Annotated in this window: 11 protein-coding genes; 3 read left to right on the top strand and 8 right to left on the bottom strand. The window is 34.9% G+C overall.

Translation table 11 applies throughout. From position 1 onward, the window contains the following. Positions 1-45: 45 nt before the first annotated feature. Entirely contained in the window at positions 46-2,190 is a 2,145-nt protein-coding gene (locus T513_RS0110110) for a Tex family protein (protein WP_031590006.1), read from the bottom strand. 71 nt (positions 2,191-2,261) lie between these two features. Between T513_RS0110110 and T513_RS0110105 the strand changes: the two genes are divergently transcribed. After that, the gene (locus T513_RS0110105) at positions 2,262-3,395 is read left to right on the top strand and encodes an AI-2E family transporter (RefSeq protein ID WP_031590005.1); all 1,134 of its coding nucleotides are present in this window, start codon (positions 2,262-2,264) and stop codon (positions 3,393-3,395) included. 3 nt (positions 3,396-3,398) lie between these two features. Here T513_RS0110105 and T513_RS11840 read toward each other — a convergent pair whose 3' ends face one another. The 5 genes from T513_RS11840 to T513_RS0110080 all read right to left on the bottom strand — a co-directional run bounded on the left by T513_RS11840 (position 3,399) and on the right by T513_RS0110080 (position 10,575). Beyond that, entirely contained in the window at positions 3,399-5,705 is a 2,307-nt protein-coding gene (locus T513_RS11840) for an ATP-binding response regulator (RefSeq protein ID WP_051654440.1), read from the bottom strand. Between the two features lie 104 nt (positions 5,706-5,809). Continuing rightward, on the bottom strand, positions 5,810-6,568 hold the full coding sequence (locus T513_RS11835) for a zinc dependent phospholipase C family protein (protein ID WP_051654439.1): 759 nt from the start codon (positions 6,566-6,568) through the stop codon (positions 5,810-5,812). 1 nt (position 6,569) lies between these two features. Further along, entirely contained in the window at positions 6,570-6,833 is a 264-nt protein-coding gene (locus T513_RS0110090) for a hypothetical protein (protein ID WP_031590001.1), read from the bottom strand. Continuing rightward, positions 6,824-8,686, bottom strand: a complete 1,863-nt coding sequence (locus tag T513_RS0110085) for a glycoside hydrolase family 3 protein (protein WP_051654438.1) — start codon at positions 8,684-8,686, stop codon at positions 6,824-6,826. The genes T513_RS0110090 and T513_RS0110085 overlap by 10 nt, the downstream gene beginning before the upstream one ends. A gap of 95 nt (positions 8,687-8,781) precedes the next feature. Beyond that, entirely contained in the window at positions 8,782-10,575 is a 1,794-nt protein-coding gene (locus T513_RS0110080) for a flavin reductase (RefSeq protein WP_031589998.1), read from the bottom strand. A gap of 129 nt (positions 10,576-10,704) precedes the next feature. Between T513_RS0110080 and T513_RS0110075 the strand changes: the two genes are divergently transcribed. Continuing rightward, complete coding sequence (locus T513_RS0110075; RefSeq protein WP_031589997.1) at positions 10,705-11,403, top strand: class I SAM-dependent methyltransferase; 699 nt, start codon at positions 10,705-10,707, stop codon at positions 11,401-11,403. A gap of 59 nt (positions 11,404-11,462) precedes the next feature. Next, on the top strand, positions 11,463-12,233 hold the full coding sequence (locus tag T513_RS0110070) for a class I SAM-dependent methyltransferase (protein WP_031589995.1): 771 nt from the start codon (positions 11,463-11,465) through the stop codon (positions 12,231-12,233). A 9-nt stretch (positions 12,234-12,242) separates the two neighbouring features. On the opposite strand, the gene add is transcribed toward T513_RS0110070, so the two are convergent. Together add and T513_RS12095 are read right to left on the bottom strand one after the other, a co-directional pair. After that, positions 12,243-13,232: an adenosine deaminase gene (gene add, locus T513_RS0110065; protein ID WP_031589993.1), complete on the bottom strand. Its 990-nt coding sequence runs from the start codon at positions 13,230-13,232 to the stop codon at positions 12,243-12,245. 204 nt (positions 13,233-13,436) lie between these two features. Then, a complete protein-coding gene (locus tag T513_RS12095; protein ID WP_031589992.1) occupies positions 13,437-14,081 on the bottom strand; it encodes a cyclic nucleotide-binding domain-containing protein in 645 nt (214 codons plus the stop codon). Positions 14,082-14,091 lie beyond the last annotated feature (10 nt).

Here is a 14,091-nt window from a genome sequence, read left to right as displayed (position 1 = left end):
TAGAATAATGTAGTAAACGTCAACTACATAATTTAAGAAATGTTTTTAGAATTTTCCCATAGACAACGCTACACGTTGTCTTTTTTCATCAATTTCATACACATATACATCGACAATATCTCCAACAGATACAACTTCTAATGGATGAGAGATCTTATGATCAGCCATCTTTGAGATATGTACTAATCCATCTTCATGAAGACCAATATCTACGAATGCCCCAAAGTCAACGACATTTCTTACTGTTCCCTGTAATTTCATGCCAACTTTTAAATCTTTTATTTCTAAGATATCCGACTTAAGAATTGGTGCGTCATAATCATCTCTAGGAGTACGATGTGGTGCTAGGAATGCATCTAAAAGATCATCCATTAAATAATGACTAAACCCTAAATCATTCATAGCTTTTTCTTTATTGAAATCAGCTAAAGCTTTTTTCATCTTGATAGTACCAACATTTGTTTTATCAAGATGAAGATAATCCAATAGCTTCAAGGCATCCTTGTAGTTATCAGGATGAATAGATGTTTCATCTAAAATATTATTCCCATTAAGAATTCTTAAGAACCCTACTGACTGTTCATAGCTCTTTGGTCCAAGCTTAGAAACATTCTTAATCTCTTTACGATCAGTAAATGCACCATTCTCTTCACGATATTTAACAATATTATGTGCTGTTGTCTTAGAAAGACCTGATACATACTGCAATAACGAAGGTGAAGCGGTATTGATATTGACACCAACCTGGTTAACAACCTTCTCTACAACGAAATCAAGAGATTCCCCTAATTTCTTCTGATTCATATCATGCTGATACTGTCCAACAGAAATGGCTTTTGGTTCAATCTTCACCAATTCCGCAAGTGGGTCCTGCAGACGTCTGCCGATAGAGACTGCTGAACGTTCCTCCACCTGATAATCAGGGAATTCTTCCTGAGCGATCTTGCTGGCAGAATAGACTGAAGCCCCTGCTTCAGATACGATTGCGTATGATACATTCAAATGATGTTTTTGAATAAGCTTGGCAATATAGGCTTCACTTTCACGTGAAGCTGTACCATTACCAATCGCAATCAAGTCAATATGATACTGTTCAATAAGCTTCAATAAAAGCTTTTCATCTCTTGGGTTCTTCTTTGGCATTGAGATATAGACTTTATCAATATGAAGAACTTTTCCCGTCTTATCTAAAACAGCTAATTTACACCCTGTACGGAATCCTGGATCAAGACCAAGAACATTCTTGTCTTTCATCGGTGACTGCAATAAGAGATTTTCAAGATTAGCTGAGAACAATGATAAAGACGCATCCTCTGCTTTTTCTGTTAATTCACTTCTGATTTCTCTTTCTACACTTGGACAAATTAATCGTTTAAAGGCATCCTTTACAGCTGATTTAATAAAATCTTCCGCAATAGTCTTATGATTCCAGATGATACCTTTTACAATGTAAGAGGTAAATCTGTCTTCATCAATATCAAATGAAACAGAGATGACTTTCTGTTTTTCTGCTCTATTGATGGCCAAGATACGATGATTAGCTATATATTTGACCATTTCATTGTAGTCATAATACATGGCATAAACCTGTTTTTCATCTTCCGCATTCTTTTTCTTCTTTGTAACAATACGGGCAGTCTTCATCATCATACTTTTAGTAAACTGGCGATATTTAGCAGTATCCGCAATATTTTCAGCGATGATATCGCTTGCTCCCTGAAGGGCATCTTCGATACTTTCTACTTGATCATTGATATATTTTTTTGCCATTTGTTCAAGTGAACCCGTTCTTGGCAAAGCGATAATCGCTTTAGCTAATGGTTCTAATCCTTTAGCTTTGGCGATTGTCGCTTTTGTTTTCTTCTTTTCTTTAAAAGGACGATACTGATCTTCTACTTCTGAAAGCTTTGTTGCTGCCATGATATCTTTTTTAATCTGGTCAGTCATAAGTCCTTTTTCTTCAATAAGTCTGATGACATCTTCTTTTCTTTTTAGAAGATTGACACTGTATTCATAGGAATGAGAGATTTCTCTAATCTGATCTTCATCTAAACCATTTGTTTTCTCTTTACGATAACGAGCAATAAAAGGTACAGTAGCGCCTGATTCTAATAATGAAAGAACAGTTTCTACCTGTATATCCGTAATTTTTAATGCTAGTGCTGTCTTATGAATTAATTCTTTATTCATATTATCTCCTTCTCTATTACTATAGGAATTTTGTATCATTATGATATAATGGTGCCATGGAGGTGTCAAATGTGAAACTTAAAAAAGAGTGGCTCAATAAGCCTTGGATCTACTATTCCATCGCAACTTGTTCGGCCGTCCTTTTATATTATATTTTATCCAATCTGCCAGGGATATTGAATATCTTGAAGGCTATCTTTAAATTTATTTCCCCTGTTTTTTATGGATTAATTATTGCTTATGTCCTTCATCCTTTTGTAGAGTTTTTTGAGGAGAAGGTTTTAGTGAATATTGAAAATAAGAAGAAAAGAAGAAATCTTTCGGTTCTTCTTGCAGCGATCATTGTGATCATCTGCATTTCCATCTTGATGATAGCGCTGATTCCTCAGCTTATTAAGAGTGTTTTAGGTTTAGTTATGAACTTCAACACTTATGCGAAGAGTCTTCAGGCCATCATTTCTTCTTTAACTACTTCTTTAGCTTCTAGCAATATTGATATTTCATCATTGGCTCATGCTGGAAATCAGTTCCTAGAACTGTTGTCGAAATTGATTTCTGCTAATATGAAAAGCATTATCAGCACATCTTTCAATATTGGATCAGGATTATTCAATATTCTTATTTCCATTATTTTAGCTATCTATTTCTTATTGGATGCTACACCATTGCAATCAGGAGTAAGAGAGTTTTCTAAAGCTATCTTAAGTCCTGAGAAGTATAAGAATATTACTGGTTTCTGGAGAAGATGCAACCGTATCTTAGTTAGATATATGGTCTTTGATATCATTGATGGTATCATCGTTGGGTTTGCTAACTTTTTCTTCTTCCTGATTATGGATATGCCTTATAATATTCTTATTTCAGTAGTTGTTGGTATTACCAATCTGGCACCAACTTTTGGACCAATTGTCGGTGGTCTTATTGGGGCCTTTATTCTTCTGCTTGTCAATCCATGGCAGGCTCTCTGGTTTATCTTGTTCACTTTAGTATTGCAGACTATTGATGGATATATTCTTAAACCAAAATTATTTGGAAACTCCTTCGGTGTTTCCTCTATCTGGATTCTTATTACCATCATCGTCGGTGGGCGTATGTTTGGTGTATGGGGAATCTTATTAGCTATTCCTTTTGCAGCGATTGCTGATTATTTCTATCGTGATGTTATCTGGAAGAAGCTTGAAAAGCGTACAAAAAAGAACACCTAACTTTTAGGTGTTTTTTTGTATGACTTTAATTAATTCATCAATCTGATATGGCTTGGTTATGTAATCATTCATACCGCACATGAATGCTTTCTGCTTATCTTCTTCAAAAGCATTGGCACTGACAGCGACAATAGGAACATCTGATTCTTTTCTTATTTCTTTAGCACATTCGTATCCATTCATAAATGGCATCTTAAGATCCATAAGAATGAGATCATAGTGATGTTCTTTAAACATTGATAAAGCTTCTTTTCCATTGAATGCGACTTCTACATGAATACCTTTTTCATCAAGTATCATTTTAGCAATATCACTGTTCATTTTATTGTCTTCTACAAGAAGAACAGATAAGCCTGTCACATCTCTATGAGATGTGACAGACTCTTTCTCTTCTTCTTTATGAGAAAGCTTCATTTCAAAGCATAAGATGACTTCCGTACCTATTCCAGGTTCACTTTCTATATGAATGCTGCCGCCAAGAAGGGTGACAAGACTTTTAGCAATTGTCATTCCTAGACCCGTTCCTGGAATATTGCTTGTAGAAGAGGTTTCACTTCTCATAAATGGTTCATAGATATGCTTTAAGAAAGATTGTTCTATACCAATCCCATCATCTTTAATGCGACATTCAAATGTTTCATACCCGCTTTCTACATGATGGAGCGGTTTGACTTCAAAGAAGATATGTCCTCCTTTTGGTGTATATTTTATCGCATTCTCCAATATATTCTGGAAGACCTGTCTTATTATTATGAAGTCACATTCAACATATGGGTGTGTTATTTTCTCAAATGATGTTTCAAAATGCATATCTTTCTTATTCATTTCTACCATGATCATATCTTTTAGATCACTTAGTTCATCAACTAGATTATAGGAATGCACATCAATCTGATAACCGCCACTCTCTATTCTGGTCACATTGAGAAGATCATTTATCAATGAAAGAAGATGATTAGAGTTCTTTATTATCTGATTAAGACTCTTTTCTACAATTTCTTCTTGTTGAAGATGATTAATCGCAATATCCGCATAACCTACAATAGCGTTCATTGGTGTACGTAAATCATGGGACATATTGGATAAGAAGACATCCTTGGCTTTGTTGGCTTTTTGCATTTGGATAACAGCATTTTTAAGAAACTCCTGTCGATAGAGACGATCTTTTGTTTCCTTATCAACGTTGGTAAAGCCAAATACAAGGATTGGACTTTCATTTGTGCCAACATTGATGATCTTGACTTCATAGTATGTCAACTGATTATGAAGTGTGACTCTAAACTGAAAACGAATGACTTCTCCTTCAGTTTTCATCAGCTTCAAGATATTGTTCTTATCCACAACAGTCTTGAAATTATCTAAGTCTTCCTTATAGACATACTTATCCGCAAATATATCCAATATATCTGCAGAATGCAGATGATCTTTGAGTTCTTCTTTTAATTTTGATGTCATTCTATAAATATGCGTTTTGTTTTTTTCATCAATAAAGAAGATATTTTCATAATCAATAGCTAACCCTTTAATAAGATTAGTGTAATAGCTATCTCTTTCTTTTCTTTGTTTAATGGCAGTATGGTCTCTTGCAAGAATTAAGGCGATAATATGTCCTTCACTGTTTTTAGCATAAACACTAAAGAGTCTTATATAGCGTGAACTCTTTGAGTGATAAATAAAGTGTGTTGTCAGACATCCTTTTTCATACTGTCTTTCAATATATTCTCTGCTTAAATAGTGACGAAATGCATCAGGAGTATCTTCTACATAAAGACTTGCCCACTTTTCTATAAGCTCACTTGCCTTAAGAATATGAATTTGCTTTTCGCTTAAATTATAATCATAGTCAAATTCGACAATAGTGTCGGTTGTAACATCTATCTCTACCATAGCTACTGATGCTTGTCTGATAGCTTCATAATAAAGACTTCTTCTTTCGCTTTCTTGTTTAAGATCATCCATTGCTTTTTGGATAACATCATCTTTTTTGGCTTTCTTGATAAAATACATAAAAGCCTGGGAAGCTTCATCATCATTTCTTACAAAGACAATGTCTTTCCACATTTTTCCTTCTACAGGAAAACGTACTGTGAATGTCTTATTCTTTTTAAGTTCTTCTTGTATATGAAATATACATTGATAATCTTCATTGTGAAACTGTTCTACTAATCGCTGATATTCTTCTTCGATGATTTCTTTAAAGCTTCCTTCTTTTTTATAGTAATTCAAGAATTTCGTATCATCTGCATGGATTAAACGATAGGTATCTTTCTTAAAATCAATGAAATAGATTGTCGCTTCTTCACTAAACATACGCATCACTCCTTCTTTCATTCTATCACTAATTTTATTCCTATTTATCAATGATTTTTGATTTTATATATATTTCACTTCAATATGACAAAAAAGAGAAAACCTTAGGTTTTCTCTCCATAATAGTTTGGGATAAAGCGTGAAGAAAGCTCTGTTCCATGTGTAATAGCATAGTAGACATTTTCTAATTGAACACTTGCTTCTTCAATACAGGCACAATAGCCTTCTTTAATTTGGGATAGATCAATGTCATGATTTCCAATCATGACCATATCCGCATTTTGAAGACGCATAGCACTAAGAACACTCCTGCAAAAAAGCAAGATTGGCTTATGTTTATTGTAAAGAAGCGCACCATAGAACTGAAATGAAGAAATAGACTTTCTTATTAAGATAGGTTCCATATGCATTAATGTCCCAAGGATTTTACATAATGTCTCCCCTTTTGAAAAGCGATCTGCCACACTGGGATTTTTTGGTTGTCTTTCTTCAATAAAGAAATGATCAAGATCTCTTTCACAAGCAAAATGTCTGCCAGTCTTATTGATGAGCGGATGTAAGGCACTATCCAATAAATAATGATTAATAAATCCTAACATGTAGGCAATAGCTCTTTCATCTTGATTCATATGCAAGTAAGCTATCCTTTCTTCAAAGAAAGGATGAGCACTTTCTTGATGAAGCTTCAATCCGTATTCTTTTACCATAGACTGTCTTGTAGGATGAAAATAAAAGAAGAGATCAGGTCCCTGTAATCCTAGATCATAATAATCTTTATGGGACTTGATTAGATCCTGTAACATTGTAGAGAGATGTGGAAGCACATCATCTCCAAAACATTGATGTGTATAGCTTGCTGGCATACTAGAACTGTTTAAGTTTCTCCTCTATTTTCTTGAGTTCTTCCTGTTCTTCATCAATGGCTCTAAAGGTATTGATCAGCTCTTCAGGAATTGTTTCTCCATTCTTGAATGCTTCATAATAGTATTTGCCAATTATTGCGTAATTACGCATTATTTCCTTGGAAATACTTTTAGCCTGAGACTTGATTTTTGTTTCTTCAACAGCGTCTTCTATTTCATCCATTGCCTGTGAGGCAAATGCTTTTAAATCATCAATTATTGGCATTTGATTCTCCTTTTTATAATTAGGGATATTCCCATTAATAATAAACCAGCTATTCCCATTAAGATAAACAGTATAACAGGTCTTTTAGGATTATTTTTAGTCACTTTTTCTTTTTTATAAGAGAGACCATATCCTCTCTTATAGACAATCTGATTTGTAAAAGCTTCTTTGTTTTCATCATAACGATAAATATTAACAGGTAATCTTCCTAGTTTTTCTTGATAAGTAAACAATGTCTCCACACCTGATACAATATTTGGACCATAAGCTTTTTCAGGCATTAGACTTTCAGTAGGATCCATTCCCGTATTGCCATAGACCGCAATGATCGCATCTGCATCATTGTAGTGCGCTACATCATTAGGATTGGCAATGCTCATGATAATCCCGGTCTTCTTTTGAGAAGCTGTTGCCTGCATCATCTGTGTAGGTACTCTTGTCATATAGTGAGAAGACTTCAGATGTTTCGTATTAATGATTTCAGAAATGCATAGCACACTATCATAGTAGCCTACTTTCTTTCTGATTTCTTTTTCACTTGTATCTTCTCCATAAAGCATGTAATCAACTTGAAGATCAGCATGCTTCAATCTTCTTATGGCCAGCTCTACTGCTGGCTTTTCATTTTTATAAGGGAGTGCTACAAGCATTTTCTTGCAGTGTGTCAATGGCAGTACATCTTTCTTATTCTTAATAACAGTGACGGCACTATTGGCAATCTCTGCTTCTAATTGATGATGAGCAGCACTTCCAACAATCTTAGTAGGATCTTTTGAATTCTTTTTACCTAAGATATTTCTTTTCTTCTTTAAAGTTAATACTCTCTTTACTGCTTCATCTATTCTTTTAGATGAGATTGTTCCTTTTTTTACTGCTTTTTCAAGATTATCCAATAAACTTGTAATGGCAGATATATCCTGATCACCATGAACGATTACGGGCATCAATAATAAATCTACACCAGCGTTCAAGGCATGTGTCGCTGCCTCTGTTGGTGAAAAATGATCAGTGATTGCCCCCATGTTTAAGGCATCTGTAACAATGACACCCTTGTATTTGAATTCATCTCTTAAGATCTTGATCATCTTTGAAGATAATGTAGCAGGATAATAGATGCTGCCTTTTTTAGATTGAATCTTTCTCCCATCAACAAGTGGATAAGTAATATGCGCACTCATGATCATATCGGTCTTTGAAGAAAGATTCTTAAAAGGAAGAAAATCACTTTTCATCAATGTCTCCTTGCTTTTATTGACAACGGGCAACCCTGTATGAGAATCAGTATCTGTATCCCCATGACCAGGATAATGCTTGATTGCGGTTAAAACATTATTCTTATGCATTCCCTCAATCATCTTTTCGCCAAGCTTTGTGACAAGTTCAGGATGATCAGAAAAGCTTCGTAATCCAATAACAGGATTATTAGGATTAGTGTTCACATCCACGCATGGTGCAAAGTTTGTATTGATGCCAAGTGCTTCTAATTCTTCACTGATAAGCTCTCCAGCTTTCTTTGCATACTTTTCACTATGAGTAGCTCCTAGTGCCATATTGCCGGGCATTGCACATCCACTGCCAATACGGTGAACGATACCACCTTCCTGGTCCGTTCCAATAAAGAGCGGTATCTTGTTTTTACTTTTTTTCGCAGCTGATTGCATATCATTAGTTAATTTGTATATTTGTGAAGTTGTTGCTAGATTTTCTTTAAAAAGAATGATGCCACCAAAATCATTGTTTTCAATTAATTTTTTTACGGACTCATTCATTGTCGTAAAGTTCTGGTTATCCCATGTACGAAAATCCATCATAATCAGCTGAGAGATTTTTTCTCTTAGCGTCATTTTCGCCATCAATGCCTCCACATTGAGGGAGGCATTGACAGGTACAATATTGACTGCTAATAAGGAGAAAAAACACATCAATATGTATATATTTTTCTTCATAGTTATTCGATCTTTTCAAAGTCACTGACACCATGTTTACATAATGGACAAATGAAATCATCAGGGATGTTTTCACCTTCGTAAACATATCCGCATACAGTGCAGACCCAACCCTTCTTTCCTTCTGTTTCTGGTTTAGGTTTTACATTATTCTGATAATATGTATAAGTCATTGTGTTGGCATTTGATACAACACGCGCTTCTTCAATTGTACAGATGTACATATTATGTGTACCTAAATCTACACTTGATTCTACATGAAGAGACATAATCGCATTAATATATTGTGGCAAGATCACAAGACCATTATCAGATCTTTTTACTGAAAGACCTTCAAACTTATCCACACTTCTTCCTGATTTAAAGCCATATCTTTCAAAGACACTAAATGGTGCTTCTTCTGAAAGACAGTTGACATTCAGTTTTCCTGTCTTAGAAACAATATGGTCAGTATAGTTGTTCTTATTGATACATACTGCTAAACGATTAGGATTTTCAGCTACCTGTGTTACTGTGTTGACAATACACCCATTGTCTCTATTGCCATCATTGGTAGTAATGACATATAAACCATAACCAAGTCTAAATAATGCGGTCATATCATTTTTACGTGGAGCATCTGGCGCTGTTTCTACGTAATCCATACAAAGTGTATCGGCTAATTGAGAAATAGCTTCTCTTTCTTCTTCATGCATTGCGGACTTGATTGTAATGGGTGAAAGAATATTAAGCTTCTTGCATCCTTCAAGTTCTTTTGTCATACATTTCGCAGCCATAGGCGCCCATGAGCCATTTTCAATCATGGCCACTGTACGATTCTGGAAGTTTCTTTCTGTTAAATGATCAATAAACTCTCTCATAAATGGATACATATCCGCATTATATGTCGTAGTAGCTAATACAACCTTACCGTAGCTAAATGCGTCAGCTACAGCTTCTGACATATCACTTCTTGCAAGATCATAGACTTTTACATCCGGACATTTTCTTTCTTTTAAATCATTGACTAATGTTTCCACTGCCTGTTTTGTATGTCCATATACACTTGTATAAGCGACAAGAATTCCATCTTTTTCAATATCATAGCTCGACCATTTGTCATAAAGTCCAATATAGTGCTCAAGATGTTCTTTTAAAACTGGACCATGCAATGGGGCAATCGTTTCAATATCTAATGTAGCAGCTTTCTTAAGCAATGCTTGCACCTGCATACCATATTTACCAACGATACCAATATAATAGCGACGGGCTTCATCATCCCAGTCTTCTTCATAATCCAATGCACCAAATTTACCAAAGCCATCAGCTGAGAATAAAACCTTATCTTTTGCATCATAAGTAACCATGACTTCTGGCCAATGAACCATTGGCGCAAATACGAATGTCAATTCGTGACTTCCTAATGATAAAGTTTCCATATTCTTAACAACAACTCTGTTTTTGGCAAAACCTGCACCAAAGAACTGTTCCATCATCGTGAAGGTCTTTACATTGCCGACTACCTGTACATCAGGATAAACATTCAAGAAATTCTCAATATTAGCTGAATGATCAGGTTCCATATGCTGGATAATAAGATAATCAGGTTTTCTTCCATCTAGCACATTATAAATGTGATCCAACCATTCATGACCAAAGCGAATATCCACTGTATCCATTACAGCAATCTTTTCATCTATAATGACATACGAGTTATAGCACATACCATGGGGCACATGATATTGTCCTTCAAATAAGTCAATAGAGTGATCATTGACTCCTACATATTTAATTGTGTCTGATACATTATTACTCATAAACATTATCTCCTTTCTTTTATGATAAATGAATCACAAGATGTATTCAATGATAATGCCATATTTTATGAAAGTATAACCAGTAGCAAAAACATTTTGTTTTCGGTATACTAATAACGAGGTGATCATATGGAAAACAAATATGGAGGATGGTTTTCAAACAAGTTTCTTAATATTCTCTATCTAAGTACAATTGCTTTTATCTTTTTACAATATATAAACGATGCAACAATTCATAACACAGTTCTCGCTGTCATTCTTTTTGCATTATTCTTGCTTATGCTTGGATTCACCCTATTCCTTAGATTCTGTAACCGTAAGCTAGAATACAAAAACGGCAGCATTCTTGATCATAAGGCAAGATCATTAATGAAAAGATTATCGATCAAAGATAAGAAATGTACTGTTCTTGATTTAGGATGCAAGAAAGGTTTTACGTCCATCTTATTAGCAAAAAATAAGCGTGCACTTATTAAAAGTGTTGATATCAATGATGAATGTCGTTCTCATCTTAAAGAAGCCAAAGTCAATAAACGTGTAGAAGCAATTGCATCTCCATTGACATCATTGCCATTTAAAGATGAAACCTTTGACTATGTCTACTCATTCTTCCCTTCTAAAAAAGATAGCACTGACATTATTAAAGAAGGATTACGTGTCCTAAAGAAAAATGGCTATATTGCCTTTGAAGGTCATTGTGAAGATGTTTCTTCATTTGAAGAGCTAGGTCTTCATGTCATCTATGACTACAAGGATGTCCCAGGATATTTAATGTTGCCGGGGCTATTAAAAGATTCAGTTATCATCTATGGAAAAAAATCTCATTAATCGTTCTTTTTTTCCTGCGGCTATGTTAAGATACTCAAGAATGTGTAGGAGTATTACGAATGAACATAGATAAAATTACTGCGTATTATAATAAATTCAATGAAGACAAACGATTAACAACAAGACATGGCATGGTAGAATTTCTTACTGCCATGACTTATATCCACAAATATTTAAATGATGATACAAAAATATTAGATATCGGTGCTGGAACTGGCGCTTATAGCGTACCTCTTTATCAGGAAGGATACGATGTAACTGCCGTTGAGCTCGTAAAACATAATTTACGTAGAATTCAATCCAAGGCCCCTCATCTTAAAGCATATCAGGGAAATGCGATTGATCTTTCTCGATTTGAAGATAGCACCTTTGATTTAGTTCTTCTTTTTGGACCAATGTATCACTTAATGAGCTTTGAAGAAAAATGTCAGGCTTTAAGTGAAGCTAAGCGTGTATTAAAAGATGGTGGACATATCATGATCAGCTATTGCATGAATGAATATGCGATCATCCAGCATGGCTTTAGAGATGGCTTTATTAAACAGTCTGTAGAACATCATCATGTCGATCAGAATTATCATGTACTACCAAAAGGCAATGAGCTTTATTCATATGTTCGCATTGAAGATATCAATCATCTAAAAGATGCCTTACAATTAAAAAGAAAGAAAATGATTGCGCAAGATGGCTTTGCGGAATATATGAAAAAAGAGATCAATCATATGGATGATGACTCTTTTACATACTTTATGGAATATCACTATTCTACATGTGAACGTCCAGAACTATTAGGTTTTTCTCGTCATGTTTTAGATATTCTTTCAAAATAAAAGACAGAATCAGTCGATTCTGCCTTTTATTTTGTTTTCTAATAAGGCTTTTACTTCCGGTGATGCAAAGGATGCATGAACACTGTTTAATAGAAGCTGTTTTATTTCCTCATCAGTAAGATGGAATATGTCAATAAGCTTATCATATTCTTTTTGTAAAGTCGTATGCGACACAGACATATTATCAGTGTTGATTGTAACTGGAATACCAAAAGATAGGAACGTACGTAATGGGTATTCTTTTAAATCAATGAATATCTGTGTATTTAAATTACTAGTTGGACATAATTCCAATGTCACATTCTGTTCTTTGATAGATTTCATGAGCGCTTCACTTTCATAGGCACGGACACCGTGACCTAAGCGCTTAGCGCCAAAGAGAAGCGCATAACTGATACTTTCGACACCGTCTGCTTCTCCGGCATGAATAGTAAATGGGATTTCATGCGAGGAAGCATAATCAAAGAAGGTTTTATAGAGATGTGTCTTATAGAGGGCTTCTGCTCCAGCGAGGTCGATGGCCGCTACTCCTTTATGGAGATATTTTTCTGCCAATCGGACTGTTTCGAGGTTCTCTGAGGATGTATCGTCCCCTCTCATCAAGCATAATATGAGGCTTGCGGGAATAGGGGCATTTTTCATGCCTTCTATTGCAGCAAGAACGACTTCTTCTTGCGTGAGTCCTCTTTCTTTATGTTTTTGTGGAGCGAAACGGATTTCTGCATAAATTAGACCCTGTTCATGTAATTCTTCAAGCAGAAGTGAAACAGCTGCAGATATTGTTTCTTTTGTCTGAAGATAATATCCTGGAAACTCAAATTTCTCTAAATATTCATCCAGGCTTTTACAGTCTTCACTTACCATAAGTCGCTCTTCTAATTCTTGGTCATTTAGTGTACAGGTTTCATTCTGAAGTCGACTTATCTTTCTGATGATATCCGGTGATAAAGATCCATCAAGATGAAGATGCAAATCAATTAAACAGTTTCCATATTTCATACCAGTTACTTCCCTTCTATCAAACATGTGACATAGTAATCAACTTGATACATTCTTCATTAACTACCATCTTATCATTTTTGCAATAACCAATATCAGCTATTGGATCATGTATGAGCAAATCATTCTCACAATAACAAATTCAAGTGATCTGTATCAAAATCAGACCTAGGAACTTTATTATTAAACGTATAAGACATCCCCCTATGTAAAATACAGATCTTCCCCAAGCTCTTCTAAAGCTGATCTGTCTAAAATGTGATATACGCTTCTCTTCACTTTTTCAATATAGCCAAGAGAAATAAAGTGTTTAATAACTCTTTGTAGTTGACGATAGCTACATCCAATCATCTGGGCTACTTCCACGAAGTTCTCTTCTACAATATCCCCTTGTTCAACAGCTAACATATAAGATGCAAGTCTGTTTTCAACTGGGAAATTAACAGAAATAGAGAAATTCTGCGTTGCTACATGAATACGATTGGCAATAGTAGTACAGATATATGTCATAAAGACGAGGTCTTTCATGAATACATCTCTGTATCTGATGACATCAATGACATAACATTCACAATCAGTCATGGCAAAGACATCATTTTGTACATCCTGACGGCTCATGAATTCTACTTCTCCAATCAATGTCAACGGACTTGAAATTGAATAAAGATGCGTAGAACCATTACTAGTAATATGAGTCGTACGAACCTTCCCCTTAAGTAGAATGTACACCTGTGTTAATTGTTGTCCCTGAAGAAGAAGATGCTCTCCCTTAGGGATTTCTTTCAAATCCAGATATTGATAATAATCGGGAGACATAATGTCCTTCAATAAATATTCATAATTTTGCATTTTTATACCT

The sequence above is a fragment of the Kandleria vitulina DSM 20405 genome (genome assembly GCF_000702065.1).
GTDB classification, from domain to species: domain Bacteria; phylum Bacillota_I; class Bacilli_A; order Erysipelotrichales; family Coprobacillaceae; genus Kandleria; species Kandleria vitulina.
The sequence above is the reverse complement of the archived record's forward strand: the minus strand, read 5'-3'. Positions and strand labels throughout refer to the sequence as shown.

Bases quoted from the DNA above. Each gene is read 5' to 3' on its own strand.
- T513_RS0110110 (WP_031590006.1), bottom strand. From the start codon at position 2,190: ATGAATAAAGAATTAATTCATAAGACAGCACTAGCATTAAAAATTACG.
- T513_RS11840 (WP_051654440.1), bottom strand. From the start codon at position 5,705: ATGTTTAGTGAAGAAGCGACAATCTATTTCATTGATTTTAAGAAAGAT.
- T513_RS12095 (WP_031589992.1), bottom strand. From the start codon at position 14,081: ATGCAAAATTATGAATATTTATTGAAGGACATTATGTCTCCCGATTAT.
- T513_RS0110075 (WP_031589997.1), top strand. From the start codon at position 10,705: ATGGAAAACAAATATGGAGGATGGTTTTCAAACAAGTTTCTTAATATT.
- T513_RS0110090 (WP_031590001.1), bottom strand. From the start codon at position 6,833: ATGCCAATAATTGATGATTTAAAAGCATTTGCCTCACAGGCAATGGAT.
- T513_RS0110085 (WP_051654438.1), bottom strand. From the start codon at position 8,686: ATGGCGAAAATGACGCTAAGAGAAAAAATCTCTCAGCTGATTATGATG.
- T513_RS0110070 (WP_031589995.1), top strand. From the start codon at position 11,463: ATGAACATAGATAAAATTACTGCGTATTATAATAAATTCAATGAAGAC.
- T513_RS11835 (WP_051654439.1), bottom strand. From the start codon at position 6,568: ATGCCAGCAAGCTATACACATCAATGTTTTGGAGATGATGTGCTTCCA.
- T513_RS0110080 (WP_031589998.1), bottom strand. From the start codon at position 10,575: ATGAGTAATAATGTATCAGACACAATTAAATATGTAGGAGTCAATGAT.
- add (WP_031589993.1), bottom strand. From the start codon at position 13,232: ATGAAATATGGAAACTGTTTAATTGATTTGCATCTTCATCTTGATGGA.